This window comes from Spirosoma fluminis, from assembly GCF_054778895.1.
Genome location: NZ_BAAGZD010000007.1, coordinates 224,667 through 245,288 on the forward strand (window position 1 = coordinate 224,667; position 20,622 = coordinate 245,288).

The 20,622-nt window shown below is 53.3% G+C and carries 13 protein-coding genes and 1 riboswitch; of the genes, 12 read left to right on the forward strand and 1 reads right to left on the reverse strand.

Going from position 1 to position 20,622, the window contains the following annotated elements; genetic code table 11:
• Positions 1–16: 16 nt before the first annotated feature.
• From dgoD to ACYVBJ_RS12605, 11 genes are all read left to right on the forward strand, one after another.
• A complete protein-coding gene (gene dgoD / locus ACYVBJ_RS12555) occupies positions 17–1,255 on the forward strand; it encodes a galactonate dehydratase (protein ID WP_460982643.1) in 1,239 nt (412 codons plus the stop codon).
• Between the two features lie 48 nt (positions 1,256–1,303).
• Positions 1,304–4,294, forward strand: coding sequence for a SusC/RagA family TonB-linked outer membrane protein (locus ACYVBJ_RS12560; protein WP_460982644.1), 2,991 nt, complete (start codon positions 1,304–1,306; stop codon positions 4,292–4,294).
• 16 nt (positions 4,295–4,310) lie between these two features.
• Positions 4,311–5,789 (forward strand): RagB/SusD family nutrient uptake outer membrane protein, encoded by a 1,479-nt coding sequence (locus ACYVBJ_RS12565; RefSeq protein ID WP_460982645.1) that lies wholly within the window; start codon positions 4,311–4,313, stop codon positions 5,787–5,789.
• Positions 5,790–5,869: 80 nt separating this feature from the next.
• On the forward strand, positions 5,870–6,844 hold the full coding sequence (locus tag ACYVBJ_RS12570; protein WP_460982646.1) for a hypothetical protein: 975 nt from the start codon (positions 5,870–5,872) through the stop codon (positions 6,842–6,844).
• 55 nt (positions 6,845–6,899) lie between these two features.
• Entirely contained in the window at positions 6,900–9,125 is a 2,226-nt protein-coding gene (locus ACYVBJ_RS12575) for an outer membrane protein assembly factor BamB family protein (RefSeq protein WP_460982647.1), read from the forward strand.
• A gap of 12 nt (positions 9,126–9,137) precedes the next feature.
• Positions 9,138–10,142: a 2-dehydro-3-deoxygalactonokinase gene (locus ACYVBJ_RS12580; protein ID WP_460982648.1), complete on the forward strand. Its 1,005-nt coding sequence runs from the start codon at positions 9,138–9,140 to the stop codon at positions 10,140–10,142.
• Positions 10,139–10,795 (forward strand): bifunctional 4-hydroxy-2-oxoglutarate aldolase/2-dehydro-3-deoxy-phosphogluconate aldolase, encoded by a 657-nt coding sequence (locus ACYVBJ_RS12585; RefSeq protein ID WP_460982649.1) that lies wholly within the window; start codon positions 10,139–10,141, stop codon positions 10,793–10,795. Before ACYVBJ_RS12580 ends, ACYVBJ_RS12585 begins: the two co-directional genes overlap by 4 nt.
• A gap of 57 nt (positions 10,796–10,852) precedes the next feature.
• Positions 10,853–12,184, forward strand: coding sequence for an MFS transporter (locus ACYVBJ_RS12590; protein WP_460982650.1), 1,332 nt, complete (start codon positions 10,853–10,855; stop codon positions 12,182–12,184).
• A gap of 150 nt (positions 12,185–12,334) precedes the next feature.
• Positions 12,335–12,544, forward strand: a riboswitch (cobalamin riboswitch).
• Between the two features lie 77 nt (positions 12,545–12,621).
• Positions 12,622–14,598, forward strand: a complete 1,977-nt coding sequence (locus ACYVBJ_RS12595) for a TonB-dependent receptor plug domain-containing protein (RefSeq protein WP_460982651.1) — start codon at positions 12,622–12,624, stop codon at positions 14,596–14,598.
• Positions 14,595–15,695, forward strand: coding sequence for a DUF5074 domain-containing protein (locus ACYVBJ_RS12600; protein ID WP_460982652.1), 1,101 nt, complete (start codon positions 14,595–14,597; stop codon positions 15,693–15,695). The genes ACYVBJ_RS12595 and ACYVBJ_RS12600 overlap by 4 nt, the downstream gene beginning before the upstream one ends.
• Positions 15,692–16,474 carry a Dph6-related ATP pyrophosphatase gene (locus ACYVBJ_RS12605; RefSeq protein WP_460982653.1) on the forward strand — a complete coding sequence of 261 codons (783 nt, stop codon included), beginning with the start codon at positions 15,692–15,694 and terminating at the stop codon, positions 16,472–16,474. Before ACYVBJ_RS12600 ends, ACYVBJ_RS12605 begins: the two co-directional genes overlap by 4 nt.
• Positions 16,475–16,602: 128 nt before the next feature.
• On the opposite strand, the gene ACYVBJ_RS12610 is transcribed toward ACYVBJ_RS12605, so the two are convergent.
• Entirely contained in the window at positions 16,603–17,082 is a 480-nt protein-coding gene (locus ACYVBJ_RS12610; protein WP_460982654.1) for a hypothetical protein, read from the reverse strand.
• A 402-nt stretch (positions 17,083–17,484) separates the two neighbouring features.
• Here ACYVBJ_RS12610 and ACYVBJ_RS12615 point away from each other — a divergent pair, with 402 nt between their 5' ends.
• Positions 17,485–20,595, forward strand: a complete 3,111-nt coding sequence (locus tag ACYVBJ_RS12615) for a PVC-type heme-binding CxxCH protein (protein ID WP_460982655.1) — start codon at positions 17,485–17,487, stop codon at positions 20,593–20,595.
• Positions 20,596–20,622 lie beyond the last annotated feature (27 nt).

Here is a 20,622-nt window from a genome sequence, read left to right on the forward strand (position 1 = left end):
CTAGCCGACAATATGTATGAAGAAAACTGGTATTGTATCCCGCCGAACAGCTATACAGTCGGTATTAGGCGCTGTTGGAGCGAGCATAACGGCTTTGCCCGAAGCGTCGTATGCCCATACTCCCGGCCACTTTGCGGACTATGGTAAAGTGAAGATTACGAAGCTCGAAACCTTTCTGGTTAAGCCCCGGTGGATTTTTCTGAAAATTCATACCGACGTAGGCATTGTCGGCTTAGGCGAACCTCTGCTCGAAGGCCGGGCACTGACTATCCAAACGGCAATCAAAGAAGTTGAGCCCTACTTGCTGGGTAAAGACCCCCGACAGGTCGTGCACCACTGGCAGGCAATTTACCGGCACGCCTTTTACCGGGGTGGCCCTATCCTGACGAGCGCCCTGAGCGGTATAGATCATGCCCTGTGGGACATTAAAGGGAAGCTGCTGAACGTACCGGTGTATGAACTGCTGGGCGGACCAACGCGCGATCGGGTGCGCGTATACGGCCGGGCCAGCAACGCCGAGGATATGAAGAAACGAAAGGCGGAAGGCTACACGGTTATTAAGACCGGCGTTGCCAAAAAGAACCCGGCCAACATCGTTGAGAACCCGAAATTTATCAAGTACGCCATCGACAACTTTGCGTCGTTGCGCGATGCCGGGGGCGACGACATGGACATTGCCATTGACTTCCATGGCAGCATTCCGCCCCAAACCTCAAAGCTTCTGATTAAAGAGCTGGAGCCGTATAAGCCCATGTTCGTTGAGGAGCCGGTGCAGGCGCAGAACGTAGACATACTGGCCGACATCGCCAGGGGAACGCACCTGCCCATTGCCGCTGGCGAGCGCATCTTCACGAAGTGGGGCTTTCGCGAACTGCTCGAAAAGCGGGCGGTCAGCATTATTCAGCCTGACCTCTGCCATGCCGGAGGCATTACCGAAGGACGTATCATCGCCGGTATGGCCGAGGCCTATTACGTACCCATCGCCCCCCATAACCCAATGGGACCGATCTCGCTGGCGGTAGGGCTTCATCTGGCCGCCAGTGTGCCGAATTTCCTCGTCCAGGAACAGGTTTCGCTGGGCGAAGGCTACCTGAAAAATCCGTTCAAGCTCCAGTCGGATGGCACGGTTCTGATACCACGCGGGCCGGGGTTAGGCATTGAACTCGACGAAGCCCAGATGAAAGACAAGATCGGCCACGACTGGAAGAACCCCGAAACGTACAACGCCCTCGACGGGTCAGTAGTCGATTGGTAACCAGGCTGTAACAACGTCACATTTCTTAATCCTTTTTATAAATTACCCATGAAAAACTGTGTAAAGCTTTTTGTTATAGTCTTGCTGTTGTGCCGGAGCTATGCCTTTGCGCAAACCAGCAGGGTGACCGGCAAAGTGACCGGCCCCGACAATCAAGGTCTGCCGGGCGTTAACGTGCAGGTGAGCGGCACCACGCTGGGGACATCCAGCGATGCCTCCGGCAATTTTGCCCTGAACGTAGCCGGTAACGCGTCCCTCGTATTTTCGAACATCGGTTACGTGAGTCAAACCGTGCCGGTGAACGGACGCAGCGTTATCAATGTGCAACTGGAAGAAGATCAGAAAACACTCAGCGAAGTCGTTGTCGTCGGTTACGGTACGCAGCGTAAAACAGACGTAACGGGGGCCTTAACGGCTATTTCTACGAAAGAATTTGCCCAGCAGCCCGTTACCCGGATCGATCAGGTTTTGCAGGGACGGGCAGCGGGTGTACAGGTCACCCAGACGAATGGCGCACCCGGTGGCGATGCCCGCATCCGGATTCGGGGTGCCAACTCTGTATTAGGCAATAATGACCCGTTATACGTAGTCGACGGGTTCGTGGGGGCCAACTTTAACTTTGTGAACCCCAATGATATCGAAACCATTCAGGTCCTGAAAGACGCGGCCTCTACGTCGATTTATGGTAGCCGGGGGGCCAACGGCGTGGTGATCATCACAACCAAAAAAGGCGCTAAAGGACTTAAAGTGAATTACGAAGGGCAGTTCAGCCTGGCCGAGAACATCAAACGGTACGACGTATTACCCGCTGGTGAATTTGCCGAAATCGTGAATGCCCGCGCTACGGCCGTTGGCTCGGGGCTGCCGTTTACTACCGATCAGATTGCCCAGTTCAGGCAGAACGGCGGCACCGACTGGCAGAGCCTGGTTTTCCGGACGGGAAGCGGTCAGCAGCACCAGGTTACCTTATCGGGCGGCAGCGACAAAACCACGTTTTTGATCTCCGGCAACTATCTGAATCAGAACGGTATTGTGAATAACAGTGGGTTCAAACGCTACATTCTGCGCTCGAACATCAATACGCAGATTAACGACAAGCTTTCGCTGCGGCTGAACCTATGGGGTACGCGTACGCAGAACCACAACACCCTCGATGGGGGCGCCATTGTGCAGGCGCTGGCCTGGGCACCCACCACACCGGCGTATGGTGCGGATGGCCAGCCGACGTTTACCGACCCCATCGGCTCGGTTTACCGAAATCCGCTAGATTACCTCTATGATCAGTCGGTCGATCAGAACCGAACCGGTTTAAATATTAACGGGGGATTGAACTATAAACTTCCGATCAAGGGCCTCTCGCTCGATTTACAGTACGCGATCAATTACGTAAATGCGCAAAACCTGAACCTGAACGGCAAGCGCCTGTCCAATAATAACCCAACCGCTAGTCGGCAGTCGTTCGAGCAGCTAACCTTGCAAAACACGAACCAACTGAATTACGACCTTAAAGTAGGTGACCACTCTATTAATGCGGTAGCCGTGCTGGAAACCCAGCAGTTTACAGATCAAAACTTTACCGCTAGTGCGTCGGGCTTACGGTTTCCACAGTTAGGATACAACAATATTGGGGGCAATACCGCGGCTACCGTTGGATCGGGTTATCAGAAATGGACGTTGCTTTCATTGCTGGGCCGTGTCAACTATGGCTTTAAAGATAAGTATCTGGTCACCGCAGCAGTTCGTCGGGATGGATCGTCCAAATTCGGTCCGTCGAGCCGGTACAGCGTTTTTCCGTCCGTCGCCCTCGGCTGGCGGTTGTCGGAAGAAGCGTTTATCCAGAAGCTCAACGTATTCAGCAACCTGAAACTACGCGGCAGTTGGGGCATGACGGGCAGCCAGGCCATTAACCCGTACGCTACGTTATCGACTTACAATACCATCGTTTCGGCGTTCAACAACACGGCCGCAACCGCGGGTGTCATCCTGGGCAACCCCGGTAACCCCGACCTCAAATGGGAAACCACCCGTCAGATTGACGCAGGTCTGGAAATGGAATTCCTGAACGGCCGGATACGGATTGAAGCCGATTATTTCAAGAAAAACACGGTCGATCTGCTTCTGAACGTAGCCATACCGAGCTATGCCGGGGGTGGTACGCAGGCACGTAACGTCGGGGAAATTGAGAACCGGGGATTTGAATTCTCCATTGGTGGTACGCCCGTCGACAACGCCGGATTCCGCTGGGAGACCAACCTGAACTTCTCGACCCTGCAAAACAAAGTGATTAGCCTGGGCGGGCTCCCCCGGCTGGGCCAGGGTACGGGCGTAGGGGCCGGTATGTCGACAACCAACGAGTTCATGCTGCTGCCGGGTGAGCCGCTGGGTTCCTATTGGGGTCTGCAATACCTGGGTACCTGGAAACCCAACGAAGCCGATCAGGCGGCCAAGCAGGGACGCGTTCCGGGCGATCCGCATTATCAGGACCTCAACGGCGATAATGCCATCACGACCGACGATTTTCAGATCATTGGCCGCGCCTTTCCCAAAGCAACCGGTGGCTGGAACAACACCCTTACGTACAAAGGCTTGACCCTGAACGTATTCTTTAACGGGGTATTCGGCGTCGATAAACTCAACTACACCCGGGCGGCTGCCTTGTCGGGTTCGGGTGACGCCCGCCAGTTCATTCTGTCCGAAATCCGGGACTACTACCGTCCGGGCAACGAAACGTCGAATATTCCGGCCTTTACCAGAACGTATCAGCCCTTCACCCAGTCGAGCCGCTTCCTGGAAGATGGCAGCTTCGTTCGGCTGAAAAACGTGAGCCTGTCCTACAACATACCCAGTGGTATTCTGCGCAATAAGGCCAACGTTCGGGTATTTGCCAGCGCGACCAATCTGCTGACGATCACCAAGTACAAAGGACCGGACCCAGAGTCGGCGCGGGTCGGTTCGGGCACCGACACGGCCATCGGCATCGACTACGGTTCTTATCCAAACGCGAAAACCTATACGCTCGGCATCAACCTGGGCTTCTAACCTTCTTTAAGCAACCATGAAAAAATTAGTAATCATTGGCATAGCGGCTCTGCTGACGGCGGGCTGCACCGGTTATCTGGAAGAAGATACAACCGGCTTGTTATACGGTGGTAACGTGCTTTCGACGCAGGACGGGCTTGAATCGGCGCTGACCGGCGCTTACCGGGGCCTGGGTAACCAGTGGGGATACGGCTTTCTGCATCCATCGGCTACCGCAGCTACCATTGGCAGCGACGACGTAACGACGCACCCGGCGAGTAACAAAGCTGACTGGCGCGAATTCGATCAGTTCAACGTATCGACCACTAACCAGCGTTCGGGCGCGGTGTATAATGGCTGCTACAAAGCCATTCAGGGGGCGAACAATGTGATCAATAACTACCAGAAAACGGTCGGTACCAAAGCCACGATCGACATCATTGCGGGCGAAGCGCACTTCATCCGGGCGTTCTCGTACTACTGGCTAACCCGCTTTTACGGCAATATTCCGCTGATTACGGTGGGCGAATATTCGGCGGATCTGCTTACCGTTAAAAAATCGACACCGGCAGAGGTATACGCGCTGATCGTTGAGGATTTGAAAAAAGCGGAAACGATGCTGCCGAACACTCGGCGCGATCCGGGTCGGCCCAATGCCGGTTCTGCGAAGGCGTATCTGGCCGATGTGTACCTGACCATGGCGGGCTGGCCGCTCAAGCAAACCGACAAATACGATCTGGCCGCGGCTAAAGCCAAAGAAGTGATCGACAACAGCACCAGATACGGGTTTGCCTTGCTGCCTACGTTTGCGGAGGTATTTGCGAATGATCCGGCAGTAGCTATTCTTCCGGAATCAGTTTTCCAGATCAATGGATTTACGGGCGGCAGCGGAACGGCCAACGCTACGTACGGAAATACCACCATGCCGGGCGAAGAAGGCGGTTGGGACGATATGTTTGCCGAACTCAACTTTTTCCGCGATTTCCCCGAAGGACCCCGCAAAGACGCCACTTTCCGGACGCAGTTTGGACTGGGTGCCACGACAATCCCCTGGCAGCAAAGCCTGACGAAGCACCCGTACTACAAAAAGTGGTATATTAAAGGCAATGTTGTTACGTCCAGCATTTCGCTGCCATCGGTTATGATGCGCTATCCACACGTATTAACGGTGTATGCCGAAGCCAAAGCACGGGGCACGGGCGGCCCTGACCAGGCAGCTTACGATGCGCTGAACAAGGTACGATTGCGCGGCCGGGCCGCCGGAACCAAGCCATTGTCGCCAGCCGATGGCCTTTCGGCGGCTCAGTTTGCCGACGACGTGGTGCAGGAGCGGGCCTGGGAGTTTGCCTGTGAATACACGCGCTGGTTTGACCTGATCCGGCTCGAAAAGGTAGAAGAGGCCAATGCCAAAAAGAGCCCTGAGGACCTCCAGCCCATCAAGCCCATTACCAAAGCGAACTATTGGTTTACGCTGCCGTACTCAGATACGTCCATCAACCCAAATTTGAATCAGTAAGCGATACGTTGTCCACATCGGGTTGTCTAAATGGGGCTCGATGTGGATAACGGATCAGGACTTCAACTAAGGCGACGACTTTGAAAAAGCTTCTTATTTCCGTTTGTGCAGTATGGGGTTTAAGCGCTGGTACCGTACCCGTAGTGGAGTGGCCGCAGGCTGAGCTGTCGAACGGAATTATCCAGACCACACTGTACCTGCCGGATGCCCAGGAGGGGTACTACCGGGGTACACGCTTCGATTGGGCGGGCGCGTTTAAACGCCTTACGTACAAGGGGCATAGCTTCGTTGACCAGTGGTTCGAGCAGTACGACCCCAAACTGCACGATGCCATTAACGGGCCGGTTGAAGAATTTGTACCCTTAGGCTACGAGGATGCTAAGCCGGGCGATCCGTTTGTTAAAATCGGCGTGGGCCTTCTCCGGCGGGCCGATGACAAAGCGTATGCCTTCGGGAAGTATTACGAGGTAGCCGATCAGGGTCGCTGGAACGTAAAGCCCTATAAAGACCATGTCGACTTTACCCACGAGCTGAACAGTCCAACCGGCTATAGCTATCTGTATCGCAAAACGGTACGGTTGGTAAAAGGAAAACCCCAGTTGGTGCTGGAGCACAGTCTGAAAAATACCGGTCAGCGGCCTATCAAAACGAGCGTGTACAACCACAATTTTTTTGTAATCGACAGGCAGCCCACCGGTCCCGGCATAGAAATCCTGTTTCCGTTTGCTGTTACCGGCGAAGGTAAAGGCTTTGGCAGTCTCATTCAACCGCAGGGCAACCGGCTGGTGTACGCGCGTGACTTCGAGAAAAAAGAGAATGTATACAGTGCCGGTTTGCAGGGCTTCGCACCCACAGCCAACGACTACAATATCCAAATTGAAAATGTAAAATCGGGTGCTGGCGTACACATTACCAGCGACCAGCCGATGGAGAAATTAGTCTACTGGGCTTGTGCTACAACGTCTTGCCCCGAGCCGTATATTCGGCTGGAAGCGGCTCCAAATCAGGAGGTGACGTGGCGCATTACGTATGAATTTTACGAAAAAGCAAAGTAGTGCGCTGCGATAAGCGCCCGCTTCGTATTCCTTAACCTATTGACGTAGTTACTACATGAATTTTATTGCAAAATGCGGGTGGGGTCTGCTGGTTTTGGGGAGCTATCTGTCTTTTGATCAGATAAGCTTGGACAATCCGCGACAGACCGGTGATGATTGGCCAACCTACGGAGGTAACAGCGCTGGTAACCGCTACTCACCTCTGGCGCAGATTAACCTTCAGAACGTAAAGAATTTAAAACCGGTCTGGACATACGATACCGGCGACAATAGCGACCCAACGCAGCGGGGTATGGATATTCAGTGCCAGCCAATTGTCGTCAAAGGAATTATGTATGGTACCTCGCCGAGAATGAAACTGTTCGCCGTCCATGCGGCCACTGGCAAGCAGCTCTGGCAGTTTGATCCGTTTGCGGGCCCCGATAAAAAACCGCGCTTTCATCCATTACGTGGGGTGATGTACTGGGAAGATGGCGACGATAAGCGGATACTGTATACGGTGGGTTCGTCGCTCTATGCCGTCAATGCATCGACTGGTAAGCTGGTCGAAAGCTTCGGTAAAAACGGCGAGACCGACCTTCACGCAGGTTTGGGTGATAAAGAAACGATTAGCCATGACGTAACAAACCTGTCGATACGCGTCACGACACCGGGTGTCATTTACAAAGATCTGCTAATTACCGGTTCCAGTGTTAACGAAGGCGGGGATGCGCCACCGGGCTACATCCGCGCCTTTAACGTCCGCACCGGAAAGCTGGCGTGGGTATTTCGAACGATCCCCTTACCGGGTGAATATGGCTACGAAACCTGGTCGAAGGATTCGTATAAGAAGCTAGGTGGCGCTAACTGCTGGGCAGGTCTGGTCGTCGACGAGAAGCGGGGTGTTGTGTATGCGGGTACGGGTTCGCCTTCGGTCGACTTTTACGGGGGCGCTCGGGTTGGGCAGAATCTGTTCGCCAACTGCGTCATTGCCCTTGACGCTAAAACTGGCAAGCGAATCTGGCATTTCCAGACTGTACACCACGACCTGTGGGACCGGGATTTGCCCTGCCCGCCGAATCTCATCACGGTAAAGCACAACGGCAGGCTGGTTGAGGCTGTCGCGCAGGCCACCAAAGATGGGTACGTATTTGTGTTCGATCGGGATACGGGTAAGCCGTTGTTCCCGGTCAAAGAAGTGCCGGTACCAACTTCGCCCGCGCTGCCGGGCGAGCAGCCCTGGCCCACGCAGCCCGTTCCGACAAAACCCGCGCCGTTCGCCATGCAGGAACTGACCGAGGCCAACATCACCAGCCGTACACCAGAAGCGCGGGCGTATGTGCTGGAGCGCTTTCGAAACAGCCGACACGGCAGTAAATATATGCCGCCCAGCGAAGAAGGCTCGTTGTTCTTTGGTTTCGGCGGGGGAGCCGAGTGGGGCGGTACTGCCGCCGACCCGAACGGGGTGTTTTACGTAAACGGCAATAACATGCTCTGGTGGCTGAAGATGCGCGACAGTCGGATGCAGGGTAAAGGCGTCGCCATGACGCGCGGAGCATCGCTGTTTAACACCAACTGCTCGGTATGCCACGGCATCGGCGGTAAGGGCAGTAAGGAAGCAAAAGGAACTCAGGCCTATCCCGACCTGACCAACGTGGGCAAACGATTGAGCCGCGATGAGATCAACAGCATCCTGTCGACCGGGCGGGGGCGAATGCCTTCTTTTCAGCACATCAATAAAGACGACCGGGACGCAATCGTTAACTACCTGCTGAACATGGAATCGAAACCGGCCGCGGTTGCCTCTGCATCGACTGATATGCATAGCTCGGCCGTTACGGCACCGGTTACCGACGGAGACGAGTTCCCGTATATGCCGCCGTATCTGAACAACGGAAACACCCAGTTCCGGGATCAGGACAACTATCCCGCCATTAAGCCGCCCTGGGGCACGCTGAACGCCATTGACCTGAATACGGGCGAGTATCTGTGGCAGGTGCGGTTGGGTGAATACCCTGAACTTACGAAAAAAGGTGTTCCGCAAACGGGCACTGAAAATCATGGCGGGCCCATTGTAACGGCCGGTGGCCTGCTTTTCATTGCCGCTACGTACGATGAAAAACTTCGCGCTTACGACCGCAAAACCGGTAAAGTCGTGTGGGAGTATAAACTGCCAGCGGGCGGATTCGCTACCCCGATTACGTATATGGTGGATGGTAAGCAGTACGTTGCCATTGCTGCGGGTGGTACTCGGTATGGCCTGAAACCGGGTGGTTCGTATGTCGCGTTTGCACTGCCGTAAATGGGATTGATTATGAGAAATTATCTGTTGGGTTGTGACTGGGGAACCTCCTCGTTCCGGCTGCGCTTAATTCGTATTCCTGACCTCCAGCTCACCGGAGAAATTACGTCTCAGGAAGGCATTGCTCATACATACACGGCCTGGAAAACGCAGGGAGAGACTGCTGGCATATCGCGGGACGCCTTTTTTCGGGATCGGCTACAGAACCAGCTCAACCGGTTAGCGGCCAAGCTGGCTACGAATCTCGATGGTATTCCAATTGTAATCTCGGGCATGGCATCGTCGTCGATTGGCATGGAAGAAGTGCCGTATGCTACGTTGCCGTTCCTGATCGATGGGAGTCAGGCCAGTACGAAGCGACTTGAGCGGCAGGACGGCTTTACAAACGAAGTTACCTTGATTGCCGGGGTTCGAACCGAGCACGATGTTATGCGCGGGGAGGAAACGCAGCTGATTGGCTTACTCGCGCTGTTGGATACGTTGCACCATGCCGTAAAAGATGCGATCCTGATCTTCCCCGGTACGCATTCGAAACATATTTACATTCAGCATCAGCAGGTCGTCGACTTTCAGACGTTCATGACGGGCGAGGTTTTCAAGCTGATGTCGGAGCATAGCATTCTAAAGGACTCGATTGCGCCCACGGAGCTGGCTACGTTCTCGGACGATGAGCTAAGCGCGTTTAAGCAGGGCGTTCGGGAAACGAATTCGTCTATCCTGAACAGTTTGTTCAAGGTTCGCACGAATCAGTTGTTCGATAAGCTAACGAAGCAGCAGAACACGTTCTATTTGAGCGGCTTACTCATTGGTAACGAATTAAAAGCTTTGCTGGAGCAAGACAGCTGGCCGCTGATTCTGTGTAGCGGCAATAACTTATACGATCTGTATAAATCCGCCATCGATGAGCTTGGTCTGGCCGAACGTACTACCACAATTTCGGCCGATCTCATCGATAAAGCCGCTTTTGCCGGGCAAGTGAAAATTTTTCAGAACCAACTAGTTCCCGTCAGCAAATGAGCCGCAACAGCCAACATCCGTTCTCCTGGGAGCTGTTTCATAAAGTGCCCCTGGTTGGTATTATCAGAGGACTAAGCTTTGAGGAGATCGATCAGATTTTGCCGCTCTACCGCGAAGCAGGCCTGACTACCATTGAGATTACCCTGAATACGTCCGGGGCCGAAGAGATCATCCGGCACGCCCTGACCAATCACGGTGATGGGCTAAACATTGGAGCCGGAACCGTCTGCACGAAAGAGGACCTGAAAAAAGCGCTGGCTGCCGGCGCGCAATTCATCGTAACGCCCATCATTGACAAGAAGGTCATCAAAGCGTGCGTGAAGCAGAATGTGCCTATTTTTCCCGGTGCGTTCACGCCGTCCGAGATCTATACGGCCTGGTCGTTAGGTGCTTCCATGATTAAGGTGTACCCCGCTACGTCGCTCGGCCCCGATTACATCAAAGACGTGAAAGCGCCACTCGATGAGGTCAAACTGATGCCGACGGGGGGCATAAACCTGGACAATATGAGCACTTACTTTAAGGCTGGAGCCGTTGGGTTAGGCGTGGGCAGCCAATTGTTTGATAAGGCCTTAATAAAGCAAAACGACTGGGCTGGCTTAAAAGCGCATTTTGAACAGTTTGTCAGTAAGGTTCCGTCCGCCGTGCTTTAGCCCGCGAATCAATTCACGGGCCAGAGAGTCTCTAATCCATGAAATAACCTTGTCTGTATGTCAACCCTCACCCTGAAGAATTACCGGTGGCTCATTGTTGTCCTGCTGTTTATCGCTACAACAATCAACTACCTTGATCGGCAGATAATCGGCCTGCTTAAACCTATTCTGGAAAAAGAATTTTCCTGGTCGGAAACCGATTTCGCGCACATTGTGATGGCCTTCACGGCCGCGTATGCGGTAGGCTTACTGCTATTTGGCTGGATAATCGATCGAATTGGTACCAAGGCTGGCTATTCGTTGACGATCATCATCTGGAGCATTGCGGGTATGCTGCATGCCGTTGCGCGGAGTGTTACCGGATTTAGCATCGCGCGGGTAGGTTTAGGGATCGGCGAAGCGGGCAACTATCCCGCTGCGGTAAAGACGATAGCCGAGTGGTTTCCGCAAAAGGAACGCGGACTGGCAACGGGGCTGTTCAACGCCGGTACGAGTATCGGCGTGGTGGTGGCTGTGCTCATCGTGCCCTTAATCCTGAATCGGTACGGCTGGCAGGAAGTGTTCTGGATCACCGGCGCCCTGGGTTTCGTCTGGCTGATCTTCTGGCTCATCTTTTATGACGTGCCGGCCCGGCAGCACCGACTAACTGAGGAAGAGCATCAGTACATCATCAGCGGTCAGGCGTTGGATAGAGAGAAAACCGATGAGCAGGGTTCGATAAGCTGGTTTAAGCTTTTTACGATGCCGCAAACCTGGGCCATGATTGCCGGAAAAGGCTTGATTGATCCAATTTACTGGTTTTTTCTATTCTGGTTACCTTCCTATTTTTCATCAACCTTCAGCCTTGATCTGAAGAAACCCAGTTGGGAATTGATGATTATCTATACCGCTACCACGGTTGGCAGCATCGGCGGGGGCTACGTATCGTCCTGGCTAATCCAGCGCGGCTGGCCGACAATTAAAGCCCGGAAAACGGTTCTGATTGTATTTGCCGGGTTGGAGGTGTCCATCATTCTGGCGCAGTTTGCTACCAATGTTTGGGTTGCCGTAGGGTTAATCAGTCTGGCCGTAGCCGTCCACCAGGCGTGGGCAACCAACGTATTTACGTTGGCGTCCGATCTGTTTCCCAAGAAGGCGGTTAGCTCGGTTGTCGGTATAGCGGGTATGGCTGGTGCGGTGGGTGGAATTCTGTTTCCAATGCTGGTCGGCAGTTTGCTCGATGACTACAAAGCCGCCGGAAATCTGTCTGGCGGGTATAACGTACTGTTCACTATCTGCGGCTTTACGTATCTGGTTGCCTGGCTAATCATTCACTTGCTGACCCGGAAGACTAACGAAGAAAAGCCGGTTGGTACAACGTATCAGGTAGAACAAAGTAAGTCTGTTTAACTGTAGCACAGGCTTCAATTAGCTACTTAGCAGCGGGGCCTAGCGTCAGCCGTTTTTTCATAATTCTATACTAATACTTAGCCTGGTAAAGCTTAGTACCGGCACTCCTGCAGGGAAGTGCCGGTTTTTTTATTGCGCTATTCACTCTACCTTTGCGGCTGAGTTTTTGGTGCCTGATGTCACTTCGTAGTGGCTTTCACGGCTTAAAAGGGAAGTTGGTGTGAAGCCGACGCTGTCCCCGCAACTGTAAGTCTTTTTACAAACCGGTTCAATCTACGTAGCCACTGTGTTCACAATCAGCACGGGAAGGCTCGAACCGGTGAGACAAGCCAGGAGACCTGCCAAGGACCATCCGCTGTTTTGGTGTTCGGAGGAAATGCCCTGACCGCGCGCCGTTTCGACTGAAACGGTTGCACACGATTTGACGACAGTTCATTTTGTTGACACGAACCCTGCATCGGTGGGTGGCTCTGCTGTTTGTTTGCCTGCTGGCGACTGCGGTTGGCTTTGCGCAATCTAATACAGCTCCGCGTGCGGAAACCCGGACGGATTCGTCGGCTACGGCCTCTACCGTATCGCTGTCGACGGTAACGGTACGTGCCATCGCGCCCGAGCGATTTCTGGCGGGGCAGAAGCTGCAACGAATTGATTCAGCAACTTTACTCCAGTTTCGGTTTGGGACAATTACAGACCTGTTGGCGTTGAATACACCGTTGGCGTTCAAGAATTATGGTCCCGGTCAGTTAGCAACCGTATCATTTCGGGGAACATCGGCTAACCATACGGCTGTGCTTTGGAACGGAATTAACATCAACCAGCCAAACCTGGGTCAGACCGATTTCTCGACCTTACCCGTTGCGGGTTTCGATCGATTAGCAATTCAGTACGGATCATCGGCTAGTGCCGTTGGGTCCGATGCTGTGGGAGGAAGTGTCTTGCTGGGCAGTAGTCCAACGTATGCTAATGGCGTAACCGTCACACTCGGTCAGCAGTTTGCCAGTTTTCACAATAACAACACCCAGGTTGGTGTGCGTTACGGAGCGCCTTTAGGGAAAAACTGGCAACTATCCGGCAAAACGTTTGCCTACCGAAACCAATACAACAACGCCTATCCGTACAGCGAACGCCGGAATTATTTCGTCGAACAATCGACAACGGCCCAGCGAGGGTTTGTGCAGGATTTGTATTTTCAGCATAAGAACGGCAGGCAGCTTTCGGTGAATGCCTGGCTGTCGGATAATGATCTGATTGTAAGTCCGCAGGATGTTATTGCCCGCGAACGGACCCGAACGCAATCGGCGCGTCTGCTTACGACCTACGAAGCAAATCAGCTAACCCTTCGGTTAGGCTGGATTCGTGATGTGTACGACTACGCGAAAAGCAATTTCGACGCGCCGAGCCACACGCAAACCGACCGGTTTGTGGGCCGTGTCGAGCGTGAGTTTAAACTAATGCCGACCCAGGCAAATGCGCAGCTAACCTTGCGAGTTGGCGGAGAGTTATCTCATTATCGCACGCTGACCGATGGGTATGGCGGGCAGCTGATCACGGAAAACAGGGGGGATTTGTATGCACTGCTGCGCTATGAAACCACGCGCTGGCTCGTCTCGGCTAACCTTAGGCAGGGGTTTGTGACTCGTTTCAATCCGCCCCTAACGCCTTCGCTTGGTGCTGAGTACCGGCTCATACAACGTAACGAGTTTGCGCTGACGGCCAAAGGGTCAATCAGTCGCAGTTACCGCGTACCGACTTTAAATGAGCGTTACTGGCAAAACCTGGGCAATCCAAACCTGCTTCCCGAGGATGGATTTAATGTAGAGGGAGGAGTAGCCGCCAAAGCCAGCTTAACCGAAAAGGTAAGCCTGACCGCCGAAGCAACCGCCTATCGCAACCGGGTCGATAACTGGTCGTACTGGAATCCGGATTACGGCTATCGTGTCGAAAATCTTCAACTGGTTGTGGCGCGTGGCGGAGAGTTCACCACAACGGTTACCTACGCGCATGGGCTCTGGCTGGCGGGTGTTCGGGTGGGCTATGCCCTTACGCGATCGTCGCAGGAGCGGGCGTATAGTACGTACGCGCAGGATGTCGTCGGCAGCCAATTACCCTACGTGCCCATACACACGGGCACATTAAATGCCTACCTGCAACGTGGCCGCACGCGCCTGACGGTACAGACGCAAGCTAATTCTCGTCGCTACATTACGTTCGATGAGAGCCAGTATTTTAAGGGCACTACGTTAACGAACGTGTTGCTCGAAAGTGCCGTAAAGCTTGGTCCCATGCCTGTCCGGGTGCAGGGCCAAATCAATAACGTATTTGATGCGCTGGCGTTCAGCGTCAAACGGAATGCGATGCCTGGACGAAACGCAGCCGTAAATATCATTATCAATCTATCTTCCAATACACAATGAAAAAGCAAGCAACCAGAAGCATCGTAGCAGTAGCAGTAGCCCTGAGCGTGTGGAACTGTAAAACCACAGACCCAGAGCCTACACCCTATGAATCCGGTGCCTTTATTATCAATTCTGGTAATTTCACCGACAACAATGGCTCCATTTCATTCTTACCCAAAAACTCAACGACTACAGCGACCGATATTTTTAATGCCGTCAATGCCCGGACATTAACCGGTGGCGTGCAGGATTTCACGGAAATTGATGGAAAAGGAGTGATTCTGGTTGATAACAGCACCGCCGGACAGGATAAAGTTGAGCTAGTCGAATCAGGTACGTTTAAGTCTATACTAACGGTTAAAGCTCCCGACGTAGAGAATCCGCGTTACGTAGCCAGAGCCGGCGCGAACAAGGCATACATTACCTGCTGGGATGCTACGGGCGATTTCTCTAACTTTTACGTGAAACCCGGTTATGTGCTGGTGATGGATCTGGCCTCTCGGACAGTTACGAAGAAGATTCCGGTTACGAAGGGTGCCGAGAATATCGTCGTGGTTGGTAACGAAGCGTTTGTCGGCAGCGCTGGTGGCGAGCGTACCATAACTGTGATCAACACCGAAACTGACGAGGTAAAACAGCCGGGTATTGATGTCGGCGTTAATGCGAATCCACTGGCTGTAGATGCTAATGGCAAGCTGTGGGCTTATGCCTCGTCGGATAAGGAAATGGTGCGGATCAACCCGGCCAGCAAAACGGTGGAAGCGCGTTTTAAAGTGGGTGATCCGGCCCGATCTTCGCGCTCATTTGTGTTGAGTCCCAACAAGCAGGCATTCTATTTCGTAAACTCGTTCTACGACCCTGCCGATAACTTCAAAGAAAAAGGGCAAACCTATATGTTCTCGGTCAACACCGGTACGTCAACACCGTTTCAATCCCGGTTGTTTAGCGGATTAGGGGTCGATACCACAGACCCAAGGTATTCGGATGGCGTTGTTTACGCCGGTGTTACGCCTTCCTTCAAACAGGCGGGTTACGTGCTGCGTTATCAGACCAGTGGTGCCTTAATTGATTCAGTCCGGGCCGAAATTGCCCCATCGAAATTTTATTTCCGATGAGCCGGTATTCGGCCATCATGAACTGGAGCGGGGGCAAAGATTCGGCCCTCGCTCTGTTTCATAGCCTTCGATCGGGTCAATACAACGTAGTAAACCTGCTGACGACAGTTCATGATCAGCTTGATCGCGTCAGTATGCACGGCGTTCGTACAGACTTGCTAACGGCTCAGGCCGATCGGATAGACATTCCACTGCAAATGCTACGTCTCGCGGGTGATGTGTCAATGGAAACCTACAACGCCAATATGTCAGGGGCTTTTGAGCGATTCCGGCAACAAGGGGTAACGCACGCCATTTACGGCGATATATTTTTAGAAGACCTACGGCGGTATCGGGAAGCGCAGGTACAACAAGCTGGGTTGAAAGGCGTTTTTCCGATCTGGCAGCGTACCTCAACCGAACTAATCCATGAGTTTGTCGACCTGGGGTTTCGGGCGGTGCTGGTCTGCGTCAACGAAAAGCAGCTTGGCGCTGAATTTTTAGGGCGGGAACTGGACCTCGACTTGCTGAGGGATTTACCCAAGTCGGTTGACCCCTGCGGAGAGAATGGAGAGTACCATTCGTTCGTTTATGACGGGCCTATCTTCAGGCAGCCCGTACCGTTTGAGAAAGGAGAAATCGTTCGGCGAACCTACGCGCCGTCCACCAGTTCCGATGATTATGCTGATAAGGCAGACAGTCAATGGGATACCGGCTTCTGGTACCAGGACTTACGGCTACGGACAGAAAAAGTCGACCGGCCGGCAAAGCCAGCCGGCGAGCTTGACAGATATAGATAAACGATAATCAGTCCGATACGATACCCTCCCTCGGGTATACGTGTACGCAAAGGGTATTTCACCAGAATCGGCCAGCTGATACGACTAGTCGTATCAGCTGGCCGATTCCGTAGTACGCTATGTAACACCTACCGCCGTGGTGGCGTAGTGGTTGAGCTGTTGCTATTGCCACCGCTGCTACTGTTATTTCTATTGTTATTCCGGTTGTTTTTACGGCTATTTGTCGTGGTGTTACTCATGCTGCCGCTGGTTTGGCCAGAACTACTGCTGGTGCCATAGGAGCCGGACGTACTACCCGTACCCATGCCGGTTGAGCTTGAGCCGCTGGTGCCATACGTACCTGAGCCGGTGCCGGTTGTGCCCTGGGTTCCATACGTAGAGCCCTGGGTGCCTGAGCCGGTCGTGCCGCTCTGCGTGCCGTACGTACTCGAGCCCATTGTGCCGGTTGTACCTGATCCCATGTTGGTACTACCCGTTGTACCGCTTTGTGTAGTACCCGAGTTCGTTGTGGTACCTGAATTGGTGGTAGTTCCTGAATTGGTTGTCTGTGCCTGGGCGCTGAATGCGGTCGCTGCCACAAATAATGCGCCTACAATTACTTTTTTCATAGTTGAGTTATTAAATAAGGTTGAAGTTGGTTGCTTTCGTTGTATGGTAAAGAACAGTGAATGAAGTCTATTGTTTAACTATTCTAATAAAAAATCAATACTTTTCGCTAGCCTTGTCACTTGCATGACGCTGCAGTCGGTTTGATTAAACAGTATATTCTGCAATAGCTTCCCTGGAAATGACGCATCGGTCCTGCCTGGCGGAACACATGTGGCTAAAAAATACAGTAACAACCTTTTCAGCGCTGCATCTCAGATAAAGTGAGTAGGTTTCTACCAGGTAATTACTTCTCATACTGCACATATTTATGAGCCGGATTCGGTGGTGAATGCGTCGGAAAGACTCAATTTGTCACTAGATTTACCTATTAAAGTGCAACTTGTTTTTTCTGATTCTGTACTATGAAATTTTCTCAACCCGCTGGTTTCTCTATACTGTCTAAGCGAGCCGTAGCACTGTCGGCGGCTGGCCTGTTGGCAGGTAGTGTATTTGTTGGAGCGTATCAGAACCGCAACCTCAACGCTGCGTCAAACCGCTACCTGACAAGCCTGTTTGCCCAGCTTACCGACGACGATAAGCACGATCCGAAATATGCCGTTGGTAGCCTGAACGTAGCGCCGGGACTTGAAGCAACCTTGTTTGCCTCGGAACCGATGTTGACGAACCCGACGGATATCGACGTAGACGCAAAAGGACGGGTCTGGGTGTGCGAAGCCTATAACTATCGACCCGCGATAAATGGCAATCCAACCCGGAAGGAAGGCGACCGGATTGTCATTCTGGAAGATCAGAACGGTGACGGCAAAGCCGACGTCAGCAAAGTGTTTTTTCAGGACCCGAGTATCGAATCACCGCTGGGTATCTGGGTACAGGGCAACAAAGTCATCGTATCTGACAGCCCGAATGTATGGGTACTGACCGACGAAAATGGCGACGACAAGGCCGATAAAAAAGAGTTGCTGTTTACGGGAATCGGCGGAGAGCAGCACGACCACGGGATGCACACCTTTGTGTTCGGGCCAGACGGGAAGTGGTACTTCAACTTCGGAAACGAGGGCGGTCAATTACTCGATAAAGACGGTAAGCCGGTTATCGACATAGCTACGGGGAAGGCCATTAACAAAGAGAATTTCAAGCAGGGCATGGTTTTTCGCTGCGATCCAGACGGTAAGAACGTAGAACTGCTCGGCCAGAACTTCCGCAACAACTATGAAGTAGCCGTTGACTCCTACGGTACGCTCTGGCAATCGGACAACGACGACGATGGCAACAAAAGCGTCCGCATCAACTACGTCATGGAGTACGGCAACTACGGCTATACCGACGAAATGACGGGCGCGGGCTGGCAGGCAAATCGCGACAATATCGAACCTGAAACGCCACGGCGGCACTGGCACCTGAACGATCCCGGTGTAGTACCCAACTTACTCCAAACCGGCGCAGGTTCACCCACGGGTATCATTGTGTACGAAGGAAAGCTGTTACCGCAGCAGTTTCAGGGGCAGGTTATCCACTGCGATGCGGGGCCAAACTTAGTACGTTCGTATCCGGTGCAGAAAGATGGGGCAGGCTACAAGGCCGAAATTGTGAACGTATTGGAAGGCGCTCGGGATCAGTGGTTCCGTCCGGCGGATGTGTGCGTGGCTCCCGATGGTTCGCTGATTATTGCCGACTGGTACGATCCAGGAGTAGGTGGTCACCAGGCGGGCGATCAGAACCGGGGGCGGGTGTACCGGGTGGCTCCGCCGAACTCACCTTACAAAATGCCGAAGGTTGACGTAACCACGACCGAAGGTGCCATTGAAGCCTTACAAAGCCCAAACATGGCGATCCGTTACGCCGGTTGGCAAAAGCTGCACGACATGGGCGCTAAGGCCGAGAAGCCGCTGGCGAAGCTCTATAAATCATCGGGTGATCCGCGCATGCAGGCCCGCGCATTGTGGCTGCTGAGCAAGTTAAACAATGGCTCCAAATACGTCGAGACAGCGCTCAAGAGCGATAACCCAGATCTGCGGATCACGGCGTTACGTGCAGCGCGTCAGTTGGGCCCCGATCAGGCTATCAGAGCCGTAAAACTGCTGGTGAATGATCAGGATGCACACGTACGTCGGGAGTGTGCCCTGGCCCTCCGGCGTAATCCGTCTTCCGAAGCACCCGGTTTATGGGCACAGCTGGCCAGTAAACACGACGGCAAAGATCGCTGGTACCTCGAAGCGCTCGGGATTGGTGCCGACGGGAATTGGGACAGTTACTACACCGCCTGGGTGAAGCAGATGAACAACGATCCGCTTGCCAATGCCGGTGGTCAGGATATTGTCTGGCGAGCCCGTACGAAAGAATCGGTGCCCATGCTGGCCAAGCTGGCCGGCGACGCCAGTGTCGATCTGAACCAGCGGTTACGTTACTTCCGGGCGTTTGACTTCAACCCTGGTGCTACCGAGAAATCGACGGCTCTGTTAGCCATCCTGCAGGCGAACAGCGGCTCGACGGACGTAACGAAACTGGCTCTCCGTCACCTCGATCCGGCTTTCGTCAAGAGTTCTGACGTGGCCGCCAGTGCTTTGACTAAACTTATGAACGATGTATACGGTACACCCGAGTACATCGAATTGGTCACCCGTTATCAGCCTTCCTCCGAGAATACCCGCCTGAAAGAGCTGGCCGTACGAAAAGCATTGGACGGTATGGGCCGTGATGCCGCCCGGCAATTGCTCAGGCAGCAAGGCGGCCCGATGGTTTGGGAAGTCATTAACGGTACTGATTCGGAAGCGGCCACGAATATGCTGATGGCGTTACGTCGGGTAGGTAGTAAAGAATCGATTGAGATACTTAAAACCGTGGCGTTGGATGAAAAACGGCCCACAGCGTTACGTCGGGAGGCCACCCGTTCGCTCGGTGGTAGTGGCGATGGCGAAGATCTGGTCATCGCCCTGCTTAAATCCGGCGATATAAAAGGCGACTACAAGGCCGCTGCGGTGCAGGGGGTAAGTGGTTCGTGGCGGAAAAAAATACGTCAGGATGCCGCCAGTTTCCTTGATGCGGGGCCGGTAACTACAATTAAAAAGCTTCCGGCGATGAACGAGCTGCTGGCGATGAACGGCGATGTCTCAAAAGGGATTACTGTATTCAAAACCAATTGCTCTACCTGTCACCAGATCAACAGCGATGGCATGGACTTCGGCCCAAAACTGTCGGAGATTGGCTCTAAACTGCCGAAAGAAGGTCAGTACCTGGCTATTTTACACCCCGATGCTGGTATCAGCTTTGGCTACGAAGGCTGGGAGGTGAAGTTTAAAGACGGCAGCACAATGTCAGGTATTGTGTCGAGCAAAACCGAAACCGATCTGCAGATGAAATTTCCCGGTGGTGTGGTGCAGAATTACAAGATGTCGGATGTCGTCTCTATGAAAAAGATGGATTCGTCGATGATGCCCTCCGGCTTGCAGGACGCCATGAGCACCCAGGAGTTGGTAGATCTGGTTGAATATCTAAGCAGCCTGAAACGGAAATAAACGTGTTTCTTTGCCTGCTCACCTACG